At 42.1% G+C, this 20,830-nt stretch carries 15 protein-coding genes and 1 pseudogene; 9 read left to right on the forward strand and 7 right to left on the reverse strand.

Going from position 1 to position 20,830, the window contains the following annotated elements; all coding sequences use genetic code 11:
- The first annotated feature begins 257 nt into the window (after window positions 1–257).
- From pheS to HMPREF2573_RS01335, 5 genes are all read left to right on the forward strand, one after another.
- On the forward strand, window positions 258–1,289 hold the full coding sequence (gene pheS / locus HMPREF2573_RS01315) for a phenylalanine--tRNA ligase subunit alpha (RefSeq protein ID WP_003656869.1): 1,032 nt from the start codon (window positions 258–260) through the stop codon (window positions 1,287–1,289).
- Between the two features lie 52 nt (window positions 1,290–1,341).
- Window positions 1,342–3,738, forward strand: a complete 2,397-nt coding sequence (pheT, locus tag HMPREF2573_RS01320; RefSeq protein WP_070472297.1) for a phenylalanine--tRNA ligase subunit beta — start codon at window positions 1,342–1,344, stop codon at window positions 3,736–3,738.
- Between the two features lie 148 nt (window positions 3,739–3,886).
- Window positions 3,887–4,183, forward strand: a complete 297-nt coding sequence (locus tag HMPREF2573_RS01325; RefSeq protein ID WP_003656865.1) for an integration host factor subunit alpha — start codon at window positions 3,887–3,889, stop codon at window positions 4,181–4,183.
- 212 nt (window positions 4,184–4,395) lie between these two features.
- A complete protein-coding gene (locus HMPREF2573_RS01330) occupies window positions 4,396–4,656 on the forward strand; it encodes a type B 50S ribosomal protein L31 (RefSeq protein WP_003656864.1) in 261 nt (86 codons plus the stop codon).
- 324 nt (window positions 4,657–4,980) lie between these two features.
- A complete protein-coding gene (locus HMPREF2573_RS01335) occupies window positions 4,981–5,949 on the forward strand; it encodes a cell division protein ZipA C-terminal FtsZ-binding domain-containing protein (RefSeq protein ID WP_003656862.1) in 969 nt (322 codons plus the stop codon).
- A 46-nt stretch (window positions 5,950–5,995) separates the two neighbouring features.
- On the opposite strand, the gene mutM is transcribed toward HMPREF2573_RS01335, so the two are convergent.
- On the reverse strand, window positions 5,996–6,904 hold the full coding sequence (gene mutM, locus HMPREF2573_RS01340) for a bifunctional DNA-formamidopyrimidine glycosylase/DNA-(apurinic or apyrimidinic site) lyase (RefSeq protein ID WP_070472300.1): 909 nt from the start codon (window positions 6,902–6,904) through the stop codon (window positions 5,996–5,998).
- Window positions 6,905–6,933: 29 nt separating this feature from the next.
- A complete protein-coding gene (locus HMPREF2573_RS01345; RefSeq protein ID WP_003656858.1) occupies window positions 6,934–9,300 on the reverse strand; it encodes a RelA/SpoT family protein in 2,367 nt (788 codons plus the stop codon).
- 673 nt (window positions 9,301–9,973) lie between these two features.
- Between HMPREF2573_RS01345 and HMPREF2573_RS01355 the strand changes: the two genes are divergently transcribed.
- Window positions 9,974–11,719, forward strand: a complete 1,746-nt coding sequence (locus HMPREF2573_RS01355; protein ID WP_003656854.1) for a DEAD/DEAH box helicase — start codon at window positions 9,974–9,976, stop codon at window positions 11,717–11,719.
- A gap of 55 nt (window positions 11,720–11,774) precedes the next feature.
- On the opposite strand, the gene rlmD is transcribed toward HMPREF2573_RS01355, so the two are convergent.
- Window positions 11,775–13,268, reverse strand: a complete 1,494-nt coding sequence (gene rlmD, locus HMPREF2573_RS01360) for a 23S rRNA (uracil(1939)-C(5))-methyltransferase RlmD (RefSeq protein WP_003656851.1) — start codon at window positions 13,266–13,268, stop codon at window positions 11,775–11,777.
- A 286-nt stretch (window positions 13,269–13,554) separates the two neighbouring features.
- On the opposite strand from rlmD, the gene HMPREF2573_RS01365 reads away from it, so the two are divergent.
- Window positions 13,555–13,779: a hypothetical protein gene (locus tag HMPREF2573_RS01365; RefSeq protein WP_003667266.1), complete on the forward strand. Its 225-nt coding sequence runs from the start codon at window positions 13,555–13,557 to the stop codon at window positions 13,777–13,779.
- Window positions 13,780–13,790: 11 nt separating this feature from the next.
- Here HMPREF2573_RS01365 and HMPREF2573_RS01370 read toward each other — a convergent pair whose 3' ends face one another.
- Entirely contained in the window at window positions 13,791–14,564 is a 774-nt protein-coding gene (locus HMPREF2573_RS01370) for a 3'-5' exonuclease (protein WP_003667264.1), read from the reverse strand.
- Between the two features lie 8 nt (window positions 14,565–14,572).
- Window positions 14,573–15,502, reverse strand: coding sequence for a cysteine synthase CysM (cysM, locus tag HMPREF2573_RS01375; RefSeq protein WP_003656842.1), 930 nt, complete (start codon window positions 15,500–15,502; stop codon window positions 14,573–14,575).
- A 117-nt stretch (window positions 15,503–15,619) separates the two neighbouring features.
- On the opposite strand from cysM, the gene HMPREF2573_RS01380 reads away from it, so the two are divergent.
- The gene (locus HMPREF2573_RS01380) at window positions 15,620–18,586 is read left to right on the forward strand and encodes an ATP-binding protein (RefSeq protein WP_003666624.1); all 2,967 of its coding nucleotides are present in this window, start codon (window positions 15,620–15,622) and stop codon (window positions 18,584–18,586) included.
- An 82-nt stretch (window positions 18,587–18,668) separates the two neighbouring features.
- On the opposite strand, the pseudogene HMPREF2573_RS01385 reads toward HMPREF2573_RS01380, so the two are convergent.
- Window positions 18,669–18,863, reverse strand: a pseudogene (locus HMPREF2573_RS01385) (DUF2892 domain-containing protein).
- Between the two features lie 317 nt (window positions 18,864–19,180).
- The gene (gene asd / locus HMPREF2573_RS01390) at window positions 19,181–20,014 is read right to left on the reverse strand and encodes an archaetidylserine decarboxylase (RefSeq protein WP_003663416.1); all 834 of its coding nucleotides are present in this window, start codon (window positions 20,012–20,014) and stop codon (window positions 19,181–19,183) included.
- 239 nt (window positions 20,015–20,253) lie between these two features.
- Here asd and HMPREF2573_RS01395 point away from each other — a divergent pair, with 239 nt between their 5' ends.
- Window positions 20,254–20,694, forward strand: coding sequence for a YbaN family protein (locus tag HMPREF2573_RS01395; RefSeq protein ID WP_003656837.1), 441 nt, complete (start codon window positions 20,254–20,256; stop codon window positions 20,692–20,694).
- The last annotated feature ends 136 nt before the right edge of the window (window positions 20,695–20,830 follow it).

Here is a 20,830-nt window from a genome sequence, read left to right on the forward strand (position 1 = left end):
CAATAACCAGTGTCACCGCTGGTTATTTTTTTGATAAATGATTGAGACATGTTTTTAATCATTTGCCACAAAATGACAACTTGGTATGATGGTTTTATCTTAATAAATCAGCCATTTTTGATACTGATAAAAAACAAGGTCATGAAATGGTTAAGATCATGATATGAATAATCCAAATTGCTTGTTTACATTTTTGGGTGAATTATTTACAATGAGTCCCTTATCATCTTAGCAAATTAAAGAAAGTTGTGCTTCTTATGACCACCACGATACCTACTTTAGATCAGCCTTTGATCACGCTTAATGAACAAGATTTTTTGGCATTTGCAGACAATGCAATTGCAGTGATTGAGACTGCAACCGATGAACGCACACTTCAAGAATTGCGTGTCAGCTTGAGCGGCAAAAAATCAGCCTTGACAGCATTGTCCAAGCAAATGGGTGCACTTGATGCTGACACCAAAAAACAATATGGCGTGTATTTGCATGAGTTACGCACGCATATCAACCAAGCCTTAGAAACTAAGGCAAAACAGCTTGCTACCGCTGCGATGAATGCCAAGCTTGCCAGTGAGCAAATTGATATTGGTCTACCTGCGCGTGGTATTTTATCAGGTGGATTGCATCCGATTACCCAAACAACCGAACGCATGAAGCAGTTTTTTGTTCAAGCTGGTTTTAGCGTGGCGACAGGCCCTGAGATTGAGAGCGATTATTATAATTTTGAAGCGCTCAATATCTCAAGCCATCATCCTGCGCGTGCGATGCATGATACATTTTATTTTGATGCACATTATTTGCTGCGTACACACACTTCAAGTGTACAGATTCGCACGATGGAAAACAGTGAGCCGCCGATTCGCATTATCTGCCCAGGCCGTGTGTATCGCTGCGACTCAGACCAAACGCATTCACCGATGTTTCATCAAATGGAAGGTTTGATGATCTCAAAATCAAGCAATTTTGCAGAGCTTAAGGGGTTGATTCATGAGTTTTTGGATGCATTTTTTGGCAAAAAAATGACGGCTCGTTTTCGTCCATCATTTTTCCCATTCACCGAACCATCCGCTGAGGTGGATATTTTGTCCGACAATGGGAAATGGTTAGAGGTTTTGGGCTGTGGTATGGTACATCCACAAGTGCTCAAAAACTGCGGTATCAATCCTGATGAGTATACTGGTTTTGCTTTTGGCATGGGCATTGAACGCTTTGCGATGCTGTATTATGGTATTGATGATTTACGCCTATTTTTCCAAAATGATTTGCGTTTTTTAAAGCAGTTTAGTTAATATCAATTAACTTATTTATTTAATTTTGATGAATTTAATACAGAGATAGCAAATGAAAATCAGTGAAAATTGGCTAAGACAGTGGGCAAATCCAAGCATTAATAGTGAGCTACTTGGCGAGCAGTTGACCATGGCGGGGCTTGAGCTGGACGGTGTTGAGACTGTTGCACCACCATTTAATGGTGTGGTCATCGGTGTGGTCACTGAATGTCAGCAGCACCCAGATGCTGATCGCTTGCGTGTTACTAAGGTTGATATTGGCAGTGGTGAGCATTTACAAATCGTCTGCGGTGCACCCAATGTATGTGTTGGGCTAAAAGTTGCTGTGGCAACCATTGGTGCGGTGCTGCCCAGTGATGATAATAAGGGTTTTAAAATCAAAAAAGGTAAGCTTAGAGGTGTTGAATCACAAGGAATGCTTTGTGGTGCTTCAGAGCTGGGCCTTGAAGATGAGATTGATGGTTTGATGGAGCTTCCAAAGGATGCCCCAATTGGCATGGATGTGCGTGATTATTTAAACTTAGATGCGAAGATTTTTGAAATTGCTATTACGCCCAACCGTGGGGATTGCTTAAGTGTATTGGGCTTGGCACGTGAGATTGCTGCCATTAATCAGATGCCGCTCAATCGTCCTGTAATCCAACCTACTAAGGTGGTCACTGATACCGCTCCGAGTGTGCAAGTTTTGGATGCCAAAGCTTGTCCCAGATATTTAGCACAGCGTATTGATGATATTGATCGCACTTGGCCAACTCCCCAATGGATGACCGACGCTTTGATTGCTTCTGGCGTTCGAAGCCATAATTTTTTGGTGGATGTGACCAATTTTGTATTACTTGAATTAGGTCAGCCACTACATGCGTTTGATGCTGATAAAATTCAAGGCGATATCATCGTGCGTATGGCACACTCTGGCGAGACGCTTGAATTATTAAACGAACAAATCATTACACTCAGCGGAGATGAGCTGGTGATTGCTGATGATGCTGGCGTCTTGGCATTGGCAGGCATTATGGGCGGTGCACGCTCAGCGGTCAGTGATGAGACAACCAGCATCATACTAGAAAGTGCACATTTTGATCGGTTGACCATCTCAGGGCGTGCACGCCGTTTTGGACTGCATACGGATGCTTCTCAGAGATTTGAGCGTGGTGTGGATTTTGCGTTGCCAAAGCTTGCCATTGATCGTGCTGTTGGTTTGATTGTTTCGGTTGCAGGTGGTAAGGTTAGTCAAATGACGACTGCCGAGAATTTAGATGCATTGCCTGTCAGACATAAGATTATTGTACCTGTGGGTAAGGTATCACAGCTTTTGGGTGTAGATATACCATCTGATCAGATGGTGGATATGCTTAATCGTCTTGAGATTGTAACCACTATGCAGCAAGACAGTTTGGTATGCCAAGTGCCCAGCCACCGATTTGATTTAACAATTTATCAAGATATCGTTGAAGAGATTGCTCGCATGTATGGCTATGCCAATATTTGTGCGACCTTGCCAGAGCTTTCTGTGGATATGCGATATGATGATACGGCAGATTTGGTTCAATTGGTTAAGCGATCTTTGGCAAGCTCAGGTTATTACGAAGCAGTGAGCTTCAGCTTTAGCGATGCTAAAATTGAAGCACTGTTTGATGATAAAAGCCTAGGTGCGGTATTGCCACTTGCCAATCCCATCTCCAGTGATCTTGCGGTGATGCGTCGTACCTTAATGTCGAGTCTGTTACCGATTGTTAGTTATAATCTTAATCGTCAGCAGCCGCGTGTCCGCTTGTTTGAAACTGGATTAAGCTTCGTTGGCGGTGATGTTGAGCATGTGGTTCAGACACCAAGCTTGGCTATGATTGCAACAGGCGAGCTGACCACTGAGCAAAGTCATGGGACACGCAAGATGGATTTTTATGATCTCAAGCGTGATATTGAAAGCCTGCTGCCAAATACTTTGGATAAATCCAAAGTGACTTATGAACGCACGACTTTGACTTTCTTGCATCCAGGCCAAAGTGCTCATCTGATGATTGATGGCGAAGATTTGGGCTTCTTTGGTCAGCTACATCCAAGCATTTGCAAAGCTTTGGACTTACCAACGGTTTGGGTGGCTCAAATGGATTTGGATAAGCTGATTACACTTAACCGAAAATCAAGCCCCATCATAGCACCAAGTAAATTCCCATCAGTTCGTCGAGATTTGGCAGTGTTGGTGGATCAAGATGTCGCTTGGCAAGCGCTTGAAAAAGACATTCGCAAGGCAGCGGGCAAATATTTGCAAGATGTTTGGTTGTTTGATATCTATGTGGGTGAAACATTGCCCAAAGGCAAAAAATCGCTTGCTTTTGCGATGGTTTTTCAGGATCAAAATGCCACACTTGAGGACGAGCAAATCAAAGCAGCGGTTGATAAAGTCATTCAAAATTTGGCAGATAAACACGCTGCCCATCTGCGAGACTGACCTAAAACCGCCATAATGCCGACTTATGGCGGTTTTGAATTTTAATACAAATTAATTTGCATTAAGTATATTATAAAGTGTAAAATAATCAATCTGCTATAAAATGCTGTATTATTTTTGGTAGCTGATTGATAAACAAGGATAAATCATGGGTGCACTGACAAAGGCGGATATGGTTGATGAATTGACCATTCGACTGCGATTGACACGCCAACAGGCAAGAAAATTGGTCGATGGATTTTTTGAAGAAATCAGTCAGAGTCTTGCCCAAGGTCATGAGGTTAAATTGTCAGGTTTTGGCAATTTTGAATTAAAAGATAAAAAACCCCGCCCAGGGCGTAATCCAAAAACAGGCGAAAGCGTTCCCATTCAGGCGCGCCGTGTTGTCACATTTAAGGCAGGTCAGAAGTTACGAGGCTGGATAGATAGCCAAAATGAAGGCTGAGCGGCTTGGATATTTTTCATCAATCCAACTTGCAAGCCTAATGGCTTTTTGTTAGAATATCTGCTTTATTTTCCCACTTAAGTTGGCTAATAACATAGAAAAGCATGGTGCGTAATGCCAAAGTTGGTTGGTGATGACGTGGCTATGCTCCATCGTATGAGTATCATCAGCGATGCTTATTGGTGCTTAGGTTTATTGGATAGAGAGTTATCATGCGTAAAGACATTCACCCAGAATACCGTGAAGTATTGTTCCACGATACTAATGCTGATGTGTACTTTTTGACTCGTTCAACGGTTTCAACCAAAACAACTCGTGAATACGAAGGTCAAGAATACCCATATTTCCCATTGGATATTTCTAGTGCTTCTCACCCATTTTATACAGGCGAGCAGCGTAAAACAGCCAACGAAGGTCGTGTGGCAAGCTTTAACAAGCGCTTTGGTGCATTTGCAAGCCGTAGCAAAAAATAAGCCTTTATCAGCTATTTTTAAAATCGCTCTTATTGAGCGATTTTTTTAGTTCCAAACTAAGATGGTGCTGTCGATTGGGCTGATATGTGATTTAATGAACGCATACTCAGGTACGCACACATTAAATTGTAACAAATTTCTAGCTTATTCATGTAAAAGATGACAAAATCGTCTTAGTCTGATAAACTAATATAAAATACCTAAATTGTGCCTATTTTATGGCAATTTAGGGATATTTTTGTCATGTTTGAATAATTTTACGATTTTTAGATAATTTTGCCCATCAATTGGAATGAGATGGCTGGGAAATAATTTGGGGTAGCTATGCAGTGGAGTGGTCTTTGGTTAATTTTAGCGTTGATGGTTGTGATTTTGGGCGTATTTTTTGTGATACGTAGTTTGCGTCGTAATAATTTGGTACTAGAATCGGAAGCCTTGGGCGTAAAAACCAAATATGGATTACCAATTATTCCAAGAGATGAAAGGGAATTGCCGTCTAGAATTGAGAGTTCAAATAAAAAAGTAGAGCCTGAAGATGCATTATCCAGTATGGCTGCTGCTGTGGTGGCTGCACCTGTGATGTCACAAACCTCGCAAGCACAAATGGTTTATGAGCCTTTAACAGAGAATAATAAAGAAAATCAGGCAGATACGCAGGCAAAAATTGATGAGAATTCACAAAATCAAGACAGTGTTCGCGTCAATAATCCAAGTGGCGGTCTGTCGCACGCTCAAGATTGGCAAGCACATGATGATGAAAATCAGGACGCTGATTATGTGGTAGATATGACCTTTGACAAACGCTCGGCTGTACTCGATGAGCATTTGGATGAACGCCGAATTTTTGACCAAAATAACGACCCTTTGCTTAATGCAACAGAAACGGTGAGCATTGCCATTATGCCACGCAACTCGTTTGCTGGGTTGCCAGGTTGCACCGTACTTGAAATTGTGCGTACATATGGTATGAAATATGGCGTTATGAATCTGTTTCATCGCTATGAAAATGAAGATGGTACGGGTGATTTGTGGTTTAGTATGATGGGCGTTGGGTATGAGGGAGTGTGTGCATTTGACTTAAACAGTTTGCCTGAATCTCATTTTATGGGGCTGACTTTATTTTTGGCATTACCGCATCCACATGCGTTAAGAGGATTTGACAGCATGGTCTCGGTGGCACATATGATTGCTCAGGACTTGTCGGCAGATATGCTTGATGAGCAAGGCAATTTGTTTGATGATACTTATTTTGCTAAGCTTCGTTCGGTCGTTGCTGAGCATAACGCCAATTGATGACTTCTCCAAAAAACAGCCCAATCGTGGGCTATTTTTTGGCAAATTAATTGTTGCTGCTTGGGTCATTGTGATCATGATAAGGTTGGCAGTTTGGACAATAGACGCTTGCCCGACCACTGATTTTGATATTTTCAAGTAAACTACCGCAAGTGGCACACGATTCCCCTTGCCTGCCATAGACGAGCAAGGTTTGCTGAAAATAACCCGTCTTACCACTGCCAACTGTAAAATCCCGAAGGGTTGAACCACCTTGGGTAATGGCACGAGCTAATATTTGTTTGATGTGATGAGTTAATCGTACCAGCTTATCTTCATGAACCAAATAGGCAGGCGTGAGCGGATGAATGCCTGACAAAAACAAACTTTCAGCTGCATAAATATTGCCTACACCAACCACGACGGACTGATCCATAATCAGTGATTTGATGGGTTTATTTAAAGGTTTTTGATGAGATTTGGGACGCATGATGTATCTGATGAGATAGTTAGCATCAAAATCTTCGCTCAAAGGCTCGGGCCCTAAGTGTGCCAAAAATCGTGCGTAGGTGTTTGGCTGGTCGATATAATCATCATTGACGACCCAAAGAATCATGCCAAAGCGTCTAGGATCATGATAATGTAGAGTAATGATTTTACCATGAGAATCGGCAAAGTCAATCAAGACATGATCGTGCTTGCGGGGTGGTTCATTGATATGCTGTTGTAAGCTGCCCGACATGCCTAAATGAATCAGTAAAGTTTTTTGGCGACTGTCATGTGCGTGATAAAAATCCAGTAGTAAATATTTAGCACGCCGCTGTAGTTTGGTTAGGACAAAGCCAACCAAACTATCCAAATCTTTGGCAATATCATAGCGTAAGCGTGGATGCCTGACTTGAACGCATGTGACAGTTTGACCAATCAATGGCTCTAGGCTTAATTTTGTTGTCTCAACTTCGGGTAATTCTGGCATGATAATTGGCTAACTTTAGTCGGCTGATTCTAAGCGGTTGCACGGCGAGCATGTAGCACACTAGGCTGCTGTTCAATTTTATTGAGTAGGCGTGATAAATGTGCAATGCCTGCCACCTCAACATAAAACTTCATATGACTGATTGCACCATCATTAAAGACAGTTTCAGCGCGGTGAATATTGACTTTTTCTCGATCAATCACATGCACCAAATCACGCAGCAGTCCGTTGGTATTTTTGGCTTCAACATGGATGACCACAGGCTGATAGCGTCCAAAGCTTTCTTGCCAGTGTGCGATCACAGAGCGATCTGGTTCACGCTCAATTAAGCGTAAATACTCAGGGCAACCATCATTGTGGATGCTGACCCCGCTTGATAAGGTGATAAATCCAGCAATCGGTTCGCCATGCACGGGGTTGCAACATCTTGCCAAATGTATCTCAACATTATCAAGGTCTTCAAGCTCAATTTTGTATTTATTGGGGCGAATTGGCTGTTTGATTTCAATTTTGGCTTTATCAGGCACTTGGGTGGTTAAATTAAGCTTTTGGGCGACCAAATTACTGATCTGTGTGACGGTAATATCGCCAATGACCAACGCCACATACAGATCGTCTTCATGTTTGACATTCAGATCGGTAAAGTATTCTGATAGGCTGATTTGATTGGGTGAAATTGACAGACGATCAAACTCTTTAAGTAATAACGCCTTACCTGTTTCAATATTTTTGTCCCGATCTTGTTTATTGAACCATTGACGCAGTTTGGATTTTGCCCGTGCGGTATGGATATAGCCAAGTGACGCCATCAACCAATCACGATTTGGTTCACGATTGGATCTGGTGATAATTTCAATTTGGTCACCCGTTTTTGGCTGATGAGTCAGCGGTACATAGCGACCATTTACCCGTGCACCTTGAGCACGGTTACCCACTTCAGTATGCACATAATACGCAAAGTCAAGTACTGTTGCACCTTTTGGCAGTTCAGTGATATCGCCATCACGGCTAAATACATAAATCCGCTCAGCATTATCAATATCAAGCTCGATATCTTCTTCGCCATCTGCTTTTTCATTGCCTAAAAGCTGACGCAGTGAGCTGATTTTTTGGGTAAGATAGTCGTCCTTTTTGGCCTTGAGTCCTTCTTTGTAATTGACATGCGATGCCTTGCCAAGCTCTGCTTCAAAATGCATATCAAAGGTACGAATCTGAACCTCAAGTGTACGCTGCTCAGCGATGACTGCGGTATGTAGTGATTTATACCCATTGGGCTTAGGATTGGTGATGTAGTCATCAAATTGCTCAGGAATATGCCGCCATAAACCATGCACAATGCCCAGTGTATAGTAGCATTCGGCATTGGTATTGACCATCACACGCAAAGCACGAATGTCATAAAGCTGATCAAAAGAAAGATTCTTTGACTTCATCTTACGCCAAATTGAATAAATATGCTTGACACGCCCTGACACTTCGCCTTGGATACCTGCACGCTCAAGCTCTTCGCTAAGCTTGGATTTAACCAGCTGAATATAAGCTTCTCGTTCGCTGCGTTTTTCGGCAAGCAGACTTGCGATTTTTTTATATTCATCAGGTGCAAGATAGCGAAATGCCAAGTCCTCAAGTTCCCATTTAAGCTGAGCGATGGAGAGTCGATGTGCAAGCGGTGCATAAATGGTCATCACCTCTCTTGCGACTCTTTTTTGGCGGTCAGGAGGTGCAAAGGACAGTTCACGCATTGCAAAGGTGCGTTCAGCCAATTTGATTAGCACAGCACGCACATCATTGGTTGTGCTGATGAGCATGCTATAAATATTAGAAAGCTGCTCTCTTTGATTGGACTCAAAATAATCTTCAAGTCGTTGATTGCTCTCAATGCTTTCAGATAATCTGCCCATCGCTAAAGCATCCATCACCAAATGGGCAATATCCTCCCCAAAATTTACCCGAATCGTCTGAATGCTGACCAGTTCACGGCGTGCTGTACGATAAAGCATGGCGGCAGCTAAGGCATTTTCATTTTGAAAAAGATACGCCAAAATATCCGCCATGCCAATGCCTGTGATATAAGCACCTGAGCGGGTGACATGGGGCTTATTGGCATGGATTTGTACAAATTGGCAGGCTTGGCGTAAGATGGGTAAATCTTCTTTACCAATACGAGCGGCAACATGACAAATCCAAGTCTCAATATCGATATCCGATACATTGATATCGCAAGGGTTGGTCGTGCTACTACTGTGATCAACTGCACTGATGAGTTTGTGATTGGCAAGCTGTGCCTTAAAATCTGGATGCAGTTGCTTGGCAACCAAACTGGCTGCCAAAGTTGCACTATCCATGCTGCTACTATTACCGCCCAATAAGGGCAGGCTATCTCGTATCTGAACCACGGTAAATCCTTGTAATCTAAAAAACAAATAGTTTCAATGATTTCTAGGTTGTATTATTATAACTCGTTAAGTTAATGCATTTGGGCTATTATCGCACCTTGCCATCAAATTTTAAAGGACAAAAGCATAATTTTCAAACAAATCGTTATGCCAAAAAAGACAATCATCATCTAAAGACACTTAATATCATACAAAATCCCAGCGACACAGTATCAACTCAGCTGACCGTACCCATCTTGGCGTGTCTATACGGCTGTATATCATAAACCAAATCTGTTGAATTTTGATGAAATAAAACAAGCATTTGCCCAAAAGGTATGCTATAATTATTCTTTGTGAATTGTTCACACTCGCTATTTGATGACATCGCACCGATATTGATACGGAATTTTCCGAGCGTTCTAGATTTTTATCAGTTCAATACAATCAGCTTTTGATTGATTATCTTAATTTACTGTCGCGATGATTTTGGCTTGTAAGACTTGAGGGATAATCCCTTTTTGATAAGTATTAGTCAAGCAACAGCGACAAACCTGCCACCACATTCAAAATGCCATTGATAAGATCCCAAGGCTTAAGCCCATCGGCTTGGCGACTTTGGTGGTCTGTGTTTTTTTATTAAATAAATACATTTGCATTGGCTCATCAGTGGGGCATATCAGTTGAGATAATTATGACCGAATCAACCACCCAAACCACTGACAGCACCACCGAAAATTTTGTACCACAGTTTAGTGACTTGGGACTTAATAAGCCCATCTTAAAAGCACTGACAAAAAGTGGTTATACCACACCCACGCCAATCCAAGCAAAAGCCATTCCGCACGCTCTAAATGGTCGTGATTTGCTTTTGTCAGCCCAAACTGGCTCTGGCAAGACGGCAGCATTTGTTTTACCTGTCTTGGATAAAATGAGCCGTAAGCCGACCATTGAAAAGCATGTACAAGCACTTATCCTAACACCAACGCGTGAGCTTGCACTACAAGTTCAAGACAGTGTACGACGCTATGGCGATGGCATGCGTAATATGTTTAGCGTGCCTTTGGTGGGCGGTGCACCTTATGGCGGTCAGTTGCGTGCCTTAAAAAAAGGCGTACAAGTCATCATCGCAACGCCAGGCCGCTTGATTGACCATATGCGTGAAGGCCGTGTTGACTTATCAAAACTAGATATGCTGATTTTAGATGAAGCAGATCGTATGCTTGATATGGGATTTGCAGATGATATCAAAGAAATTCTACAAAATACGCCCCAGACACGCCAAACCGTGATGTCCTCGGCGACTTGGGATGGTGCAGTTGGTAAAATTGCTGAAAGCTTTACGGTTAATCCTGAAAAAGTTTCTATTAAAGTTGAGTCAGCACATATCGATGAAAGTGTGTATTATTGTGATGATTTTAACCACAAAAATAATATCTTGCTTCAAGTATTAAATAACCCTAAAATTAAGCAAGCAGTGATTTTTGCAGCCACAAAAATGTCCACAGAAAAATTGGCAGCGCAGCTTGTCGAAGCGGGTTTTAAGGCACGCTATTTGCACGGTGATTTGCCTCAAGGCAAGCGAAATCGTATCGTTAGCGACATGAAATCGGGCAAATGTGATGTGTTGGTCGCTACTGATGTTGCTGCACGGGGCATTGATATTTCAGCCATTAGCCATGTGATAAATTATGATTTACCTCGCCAAGTTGAGGATTATGTGCATCGTATTGGTCGCTGTGGTCGGGCAGGTCGTACTGGCGTGGCGGTGAATTTATGCAGTATCGATGACAATCGTCAGCTTGAGCATATTAATCGTTATCTGAAGCGACAAATGAGCGTCTCAACCATCGAAGGATTAGAGCCACGCCGTAATTTTGGTATCCAATCACAAGAGCGTCGCCGTGGTCGCAGCAAGTCTCAAAACCGTACTCGCCAAGATGGTCGACAAAATTTTGAGCGTACTGATCATAAATTTGGTAGCCGTAATCGCCATGAACATCGTCATGAGCGTTCATTTGAGGGTAAGCGTGAACGATTTGAGGATCGTGAACGCAGCGTCAATCGTCGTGAAAATGATGAAAATCATGAGCGTCGCAATAGTCGCTTTGAGGCTCGCTCTGATCGCCGTTTTGATAAAAATAGACAAGGTTATTATCAAGCTGATGGCACAGCTCGCCAAGATAAAAAAGCGTATACACGCAATTTTGATCGCCGTGACAACGATCGTAACGATACTCGATTTGATAAGCCTACCAAAAAATTTGGCACACAAACTGACTTTGATCGTCCAAGACGCAACAAAGCATTTGGTGATAAGGTCAAGCCAAATACAGGTTTTGATAAATTTGGTGGTAAGTCTCGTCCAAAGGCAGTTGAAGAGATCTTTTTTGCCAAGCGACAAGATAAAAAAGCCAAGCGTAGATTTGGTGAATTTTAAGTCTTTTTAACCCAAAACACCCTCAAAGACATTTTTTGAGGGTGTTTTTTGTGATTTAAGCATCAATACGCTCAAATCGTGCAATGCTCTCAACATGACCTGTATGGCTAAACATATCCATCACACCAGCATGTGTCAGCCGATAGCCAGCTTCTATGAGTGCTTTGGTGTCTCTAGCCAGTGTGACAGGGTTGCATGAGACATAAACGATGCGTTTGGCATTAAATTTGGGCAAGTATGCCATCACCTCCCAAGCACCTGAGCGGGGTGGGTCAATCAAGAGTGCATCAAAGCGATTATTGCCCGTTGCCCATGGCTGATCGCTTAAATCTTGGGTCAAGTCTTTGGCATAAAATTCAGTATGGGCAATGCCGTTGGCACAAGCATTCATTTTGGCGCGTTCGGTCATCTGCTCACTGCCTTCAACACCGACCACAAAGCCACTTTCGCCAACTTGTCTTGCCAATACTAAGCTAAAATTACCCAATCCGCAAAATAAATCCAGTACACGCTCACCTTTTTGTAGGTTTAACAGACTGCTTGCCAAATCCATCATTTTTTGATTGACGGATAAATTAACTTGCGTAAAATCCAATGGCGAAAATTCATAAGTCAAATCAAAATTTGGTAGATGATAAAACAGACCACCTGTGGGTGGTACAGTCAGCGAAGTTGGGCGAGCATCTTCGGTATCGATGCGATGTACGCTGTCTACTCCTTTTGGTTGTAAGAACAGTTGCCAGTTGCGAGCTGCAAAAAATTGACGCAATTTCGCCAAGTCTTCATCATCAAGCTCCTGCATATGACGCACAATAACCGCAACCGATTTGATGCTGTCAGGCACATGTGGCAGTGTCTGCCCCATGGCAATCTCAAGCTGTGGAATGCTATCTCGTGCATTTAGGTCGGTGATGAGTGCTTTTAAATTTTCAAGCTCAAAGCCGATGCGTTTATCTAAGATATGGCATTCATTGAGTTCTGCCAAAAAGTTGCTGGCGCGTTCACGAAAACCGACCAGTGCCGAGTCTTTTTTGGCAACATAGCGTACACCCATGCGTGCTTTGGTGCGATAGCCAAGACGATCGCCAACCAAAGGCTTAAGCCAAATATCAGGCTCGATGCCTGCTTGATGTATGAGCAGCTCTTTTAGTACGGACTGTTTGAAATCAATTTGAGCATCTGCCTGCCAGTGCTGTAGACTACATCCGCCACACACCCCAAAATGTGGGCAGGGTGGCGTTTGACGCTGGGGATGGGGATGATTGACGACTTGTAAGGCATCACCTTCTTCAAAATTTTTCTTAGAATTGGTCATCTTAACCAAGACAGCCTCGCCCGGTAATGCAAAGCTGATAAAGACTTTTTTGCCTGCTTTATCAGGATTGTGGGTGGTGTTATCGGTCTCATAAACTGCCACGCCACGCCCATCGTGTGCTAAGTTTGTGATATGAAATTCAAGGGGTGGTGTATCTGCCAAACGCTTGCGTGCTCGAGCAGTTGGTTTGCCTTTTTTACTGGGGTTTTGAATAAGTGAATGCGTTTGGGTCATGTGAAAAGCTTGCCTGTCGTTAGATGGGTTTTTAAGCATTATGGATTTTGAAACAATGAATGAACTGATCAAGGTTTTATTGTATTTTATCAATATATAATCAATAGATTATCAATGTTAGGTGCACCCTAATCATTTCATCACTAAAAATGGGTGCGGTCATGTTAAACTGCACATTATAACATAAGTCAATCAGCTGTGGGTTTGATTGAGTCTGCTTGGTTGTCATGACATGAATCCACTGATGAGTTTTTGGCTGATTTTTATGCGTTAAAAATCATTGCCTATGCAAGCTTGGTTTTGTGTTTATGAAATACTGGCAGATGAGGCTGTTTGGATGGTATCGGCGACAGCAGGTGTTGGCTGGGCGTCAAATTCAAAACGCCCACCCATGCTGTGGCTAAAAACAGCCATTTCTTGGATTTTGATATTGATTGCTGTACAAATCATCATTCGATTTTTGATGGATATGGGCGAAGTATTTAATAACTCTTATCTTACAATCAAATAAAGCGTCAAATCCTACCGTACCCAAGCATCTAAAAAGCTTTGATGGCGTAGCTTGCCAGCTGAATTGGTCAAGCTTTGTACAAATTGGTTGGTTTTGTCAATGAGTGCTTGGCATTCATCGGTAGAAGATTTGCCCGTTAAAGTCAGCCACCTTAAATAAATCAGCCAAGTATTTAGGACATCGGACTCGCAATAACAACTAAGGGCGTCCCATTGAGAGTTTTGTACCATCGGCAAAACCTGCGAGCCATCAAGATTGCCTTTACCAGCAAATCCACACAAACTGGCAACCGTATCAAGTTTTTGGTGTAGTTTGTTATTATGCAGTGCAGTTTTGTCCATCAAATCAATATGCATCTCACCATAGCGATATGAATAGCCAAATTTTTGGGCGCTGCCAAATAGTGCTGGTGCAGATAATTGGTGGTGCATAGACCGATGCATCAAGACAGGTAAGTCAAAAGCCAATCCATTCCAGCTGACAAGCACAGGTTTTTTATCAAAGGCTCTTAAAAAATTGACCAAAATCTCTTTTTCGCTCATGGTTTGTAGTGTGAGAGATTTAAGATGAAAGGTCGTGCCATCAAACCATAAAAATGACAAGCAAGCGATTTTATGAAGTGGTAGACGCATGAATTCTGTGCCTGATTCAGCATGACGCAGGGCAATGAGTGCAGTTAAAGCATCATCATCACCCAAATCGGCCAGCTCTGGATAAAGTCGCTTGCCTGTTTGTATGTCAGGTATGGTTTCAATGTCAAATACTAAAATTGGGGTGGAAATCATGCCAGGCCTCAGTCAGTCACACCAAATAATCCTGTGGATAAATAACGGTCGCCACGGTCACACGCAATAAATACAATGACCGCATTAGGGGTATTTTTGGCAATTTGATGAGCTGCCCACGCTGCACCACCAGAGGATACACCACAAAAGATGCCTTCTTCTCGTGCCAGTTTTCGCATATAGCGTTCGGCATTAGTTTGATTGACATCCATGATCGTATCAACCAATGATGCATCAAAAATTCCTGGTAAATATTCAGCAGGCCAGCGGCGAATGCCTGCGATGGATGACTGTTCATCTGGCTGAAGCCCAATGATTTGAATGGCTGGATTTTGTTCTTTAAGATATTGACTGACACCCATGATGGTGCCTGTTGTACCCATACTGCTGACAAAATGGGTAATTTTGCCCTCAGTTTGTTGCCAAAGCTCAGGGCCTGTGGTCAGATAGTGTGCGTGTTTATTATCGGTATTATTAAATTGGTCAAGTACAATGCCTTGTCCATCAGCTTGCATCTGTAATGCCATATCTCGTGCTGCCTCCATGCCATCTGCTACCTCGATGAGTGTTGCACCATAGGCAGTCATCGCATCTTTACGCTCTTGGGTGGAATTGGCGGGCATTAATAAGGTCATCTGATAACCACGCATTGCCGCAACCATCGCCAGTGCAATACCTGTATTGCCACTGGTTGCCTCAATGAGTGTATCACCTGGTTTGATTTGCCCACGCTGTTCGGCTTGATAAATCATATTAAACGCTGGACGGTCTTTGACAGAACCTGCAGGGTTATTACCCTCAAGTTTGGCAAGTAAAGTAGCTTGGCTATCTTTGGCAAGTGTATTGAGCTTGACAAGTGGCGTATTGCCTACACAGTCAGACAGCGTGGTGGTTTGATGGATAAAATCTTTGGTCATTGTGGTTGTCTCATAAATCATAGATTATGCCAAATTATAGCATAATTAAAACCAAGCCATCAGCTTTGTTCAACTGGGTTTGGTGTACTTATGATACTGTTTTTGGTATAGTGCTACAAAATCTTGGGGTGATTATCCATGCAAATCAATAAAGCATTTGGCATAAAAAGCGCTTATGGGCAGCTGATTTTGTTGGTATTCTTACCGATTGTGGTATTGGCATTTTTAGGTTCGTACTTGGTCATGAGTGAGGTACGCCGTGCCATACTCTCAGAACAAGACACCATGGCAAATGCAGCATTGGTACGTTATGATGCCATCGTGCGTCCTTTATTAACAGACCTTCAACATCGCCAAAATCGTTTGGATGAGCGTGTCGCTCAGATGAATGAAGATGAGATATTAATTGCCATTACGCCACATGATACCAATTTACCAAATCGTGCGATGGCTCGCCATGCTCAAGATATACCATTTTTTAATACCAATTGGTTCGTACAACTTCAACAGTCTCGTAATCAGCATGTACTTCGAGTGGCAATTATGGATGGCATCGGTCAGGTGCTTTTTAGTACGGGAATGCAGACAGATTTATCTTGGGGAGATGTTGATTTACAAGCCAAAGAAATCTATCGCATACCAACCGCTGTAGGCACCGCCTATGGCAAATCATTCATTTTTGATAATGAGCGTTATTGGCTTTTGGTGGATATGGATAATACACCATTGACGATTACCTCATATCGGGTAGCATTGGCGTTGACTGCCATTGGATTGACGACCATTTTACTGCTTTTGCTGATTTTAAATATTTATTCTAAACGCTGGATTACGCCACTTTATGAGATGCGGCTGTACTTACAGCGACTAAATACCGATAATTTATCCCGTGTACCACAACTAAAAACCAGTGGTGAATTTGCCTTATTGCGAGATGATTTTACACGAGCGGTTCGCCGCCTGCATGCCAGCTTTACAGAACTAAAAAACCATGCCGATGAAACAGAACATGATTTACAGCAAGCATTTGATGAAATGGAAATGCAAAATATCTCTATTCGAAATGCTCGTGATGCAGCAATCTCAACCAGCCAAGCCAAGTCAGCATTTTTAGCAAATATCAGTCATGAGCTGCGTACACCATTAAATAGCATTGATGGTTTTATTAATTTGTTAGCCCGTAAAGGTGAGTTGACTGGTGAGCAAAATTTATATGTACAAACCATCAAAAAATCATCAGCACATTTGCTGGCACTGGTTAATGATGTGCTTGATTTTTCTAAGATTGAGGCAGGTAAGCTGATTTTAGATAGCCATGATTTTGATTTATATGATGCAGTGTATGATGTGGTTGATATGCTGTCACCAGCAGCACTTGAAAAGCGGCTGCGTCTGGCAGTCTTATTTTATGATGATGTACCAACTCGCATTATTGGCGATAGTTTAAGAGTAAAGCAAATCTTAACCAATCTTGTGGGTAATGCCATCAAATTTACTGATATGGGCAGTGTCGTGGTTCGAGTGAGTTTGGCTGAAAAAACAGGATATTTATGCATTGAGGTGGAAGATACAGGCAAAGGCATTAGTGAAAGTGATAAAGAACAGCTGTTTCAAAGTTTTGGTCAAGGTGATTTGAGCGTCACTCGCCGCTATGGTGGAACGGGTTTGGGTTTAGTTATCTCAAAGCAGTTGACACAATTGATGGGTGGCTCGATTGGTTTTATTGACAATCGCAGTGAAAATATTGCTAATGCAGGTGCAACTTTTTGGTTTGAGATGCCCATGGGTGTGGATGAAGGTTCGATTGATGATGCCTTACCTAAGCTTGCAGAGTTGTTGCACACACCCATGCAACTTTTGGTTTGGATTAACCATGCACCAGCATTGCGGGTACTAAAGAGCAGTTTGGTTGGCACAAAAGTTCAATTAACGATAGCCATTGGTCTTGCAGATTTATTAGAAAAGCTTGATAAAAATGAGATGGATTATGATTGGGTGATTGTGGATAATTTTGGCCAAGACGCTGCCAAAGATGATGTGGGTGCCGTGTTACGACAAATTCGCTTACGATATGATGGTAAGCTTGCCAGTTTTGGTTATCAAGTGGGTATCAACGAACAGTTGTTATTGCGTTATCAGACCCAAGCATTATATGAGCCGATGGATAAAAGGCAGCTATATGCCATGCTTTTAAATCAGCAAAACCTGTCGGCGATACAATCACCTCGTCAGGCCAAATTTGTGGGGCGTAGGATTTTGGCTGTAGATGACCATTTACCAAATCTTTTGGTGCTAGATGCATTACTTGCTGAGCTTGGTGTTGAGGTTGTTACGGCAAATAGCGGCTTTGAGGCCATCGAAAGGATGACGCAGAGCATCACAGGGTCAACGCCACCCATTGACATGATATTTATGGATGTCCAGATGCCAAGAATGTCAGGACTTGAGACCTCTATCGAAATTCGAAAAATTGAGCAAGCACATTTGAGCAAGCCTGTACCTATTATTGCATTGACTGCCCATGGTCTGTCAGATGAAAAAGATCAGTTGGTCTCATCGGGGCTTAATGATTATGTTAGTAAGCCAATCGGTGAGGTACAGCTGGTACAAACGCTACAAAAATGGCTTGGTCATGATGTGGCAGCTGATAAACTCAATGTATTGGATATGGTTGAAAGTTTGCCCATACTTGATGTACCAAAAAATGCCGTCGATGCCCCTGAAAAATTACCCGTTGTAGATTGGGGCGATGCGCTTGAGCGTTCAGCAAATAAACCTAAGCTTGCCTATAGACTGCTTGAGATGCTCATTGATGGTGCTGACTCTGAGCGTCAGTCACTTGAGCGTGCATGGGCAGACCGTGACCGTGTCAGTTTGGCTGATATCAGCCATCGGATGGTTGGGGCAGCACGGTACGCAGGCGTGCCAAGGCTGCGTGCGGTTTCAGAGATTTTTGAGTCGGCATGCCGAAATGATATCACGGCAGTCACTCCAAGCCATTTTATTGCCTTGCGTCCAGCATATCGGGCTTTGATTGATGCGCTCGATACATTGCAAGCAGTGGAGCTAGATAAAGTGGCGATGGATGCAGATTTGGCAGATTAGGCGTTAAGATTAACTAAATACCAGCTAGGATGACCATATTAATAGGCTATCTTAATATGGTCATGTGATTTATTGTGTCTGATTATCTTTTGTATTTACAGGTATTGATACCAAGCAAGCGGTATATTGGGCAAAAATTAATCAGGCCTGTTGCCGGTAGTATCGCCCCAACAACATAGCCCCATCAGCCGATGACCGCAAACAAAGGTAATACAATTAAAGCGATACCAATAACAATACGAATGATACGATCGACTTGATGTAAATTTGCTTGCATTACGATACCCCTAGGTTAGTTGATTGATAATCATTTACAGTAAAAAAGTTTAAAAAACACCTCAAATAGGCTGTGATAGTTAAGGTGATTTGAAAAATAATCAAATGGTGTTTTATTGAATTTCTTCAAATTCTACGCCAAAAATATCAAAATAACAAGCAAGTTTTTAGGGTATCATTGCCTTTTATATTCGTCATAAAAATGGCTATTTTGTGTTTAAAAAATAAGAAAATTTTCTCTTAAGTCACCAAATTTAGCTATTTTCATGCAAAAATCATTGTTTTGGTTTGATAAATTTTACACGATAACCTGTGTTATCAGACAGGTATATTGCCAATTGCCTGACCCATCATGACTTTTTTACCGTGAGTGATGTGTGCAAGCCAGTCATTGTGGGCGGATTTTGGTAATATGATGATGGCAGTTGAGCCTAAATAAAAACGCCCAAGCTCATCGCCTTTTGATAAAGTTAACTCATGGGTACGATATTGAATGTGGGGCGTGCGATTAATCTTACCAGTTGCGACCGATTCAATGCCTGCAACAATCATCGCCCCAACCATCACCACAGCAGCTCGCCCAAAACTGGTATCAAATAAACAAATTAGCCGCTCATTTCGTGCAAACAAATCAGGCACATGCTTGGCGGTTGTGTGATTAACCGAAAACAGCGTACCTGGTACATAGCGTGTGGCAGTCAATTGACCATCAAAGGGCATATGCACACGATGATAATTGCTGGGTGCCAAATAAATTGTTGCAAAACTGCCATTCATAAAATACTGACCATCGTCATAATCAGCAAGCAGTTGCCCAATCTCATAGGTGCGACCTTTCGCTTGCAGAATCATACCTTGTTTGATGTCTCCAATTTGTGAAATCGTACCATCAGCAGGGCAAATCAGCTGATTGGGCGTCTCATCAATTGGGCGTGCATCTGATTTTAGTTCGCGTGTAAAAAAGTCATTAAAACTACTATAATCAGAAAATTGACTGCGTGCATATTCATCCAAATTTATGTGATACGCCTTAGCAAAGCTGTGAATCAAGGATTTTTTAACATACGGATTTTGGCTGGCGGCTAGGTTGCCTGCAAATTCGCTGAGCGCCTGCTGTGGGATGAGATTTTGGATAAGTGTGAAAGGATTCATGGTTGACCTATTCAGATATTTTTTAAGATATTTTTTATTTTATCATAAATTTTATGATAGGGTTTGATGAAAATTTACCCAAAATGCTCTCTTAAGAAAATACCATCTTAAGATTATCTTTTTATGGCTAAGCTGACCATTGATTGATATAATGAGAATGATTTATATTTTCAAATAGAAAAGCCACTGACAATGCAGTATGATGTATCAAAATAGCTCTATAAGATGATACATAACCGATGACACCTGCCCAAGCCATGATAACACCGCTCAAACCGACACAACCGACACCCAAAAATCTCATTCACCAAAGTGCTTTGATGCGAGCGGTGTATTTTGTTTTGGGCTTGGTGTGTTTGATTTTGGGGCTAATTGGTATCGTTGTGCCAGGCATGCCGACGACGGTTTTTATTTTATTGGCGGGCTATTTTTGGGCAAGAAGCTCACGGCGATTTTATGCGTGGCTACTGGCACATCGACTATTTGGGCAGATGATTATCAATTGGCAAACGCATCGTGCTATTCCAAGATTTGCCAAATATTTGGCTTGGTCGATGATGAGTCTGTCAACAATCATATTATTTTTTAAATTACCAAGCTCGTGGCAGTGGGTGGCTTGGCTTTTGGCAGCGATTAGCCTTGGGGTAGGCATATGGATGGCAAGACTGCCCAACGCTTAACAGCTTGTTTGGTTTTTAAGATAGATTTTCTTCATTCGCTGGTTTGATGATAAAGTGTGTTTATTTGATTAGGATAATACAAAAATATTCAAACCATTAAAGCTATCATTTTTTATCTAAATTCGCTATGATAAGC

This window comes from Moraxella sp. HMSC061H09 (assembly GCF_001809255.1).
Taxonomy (GTDB): Bacteria; Pseudomonadota; Gammaproteobacteria; order Pseudomonadales; family Moraxellaceae; genus Moraxella; species Moraxella catarrhalis.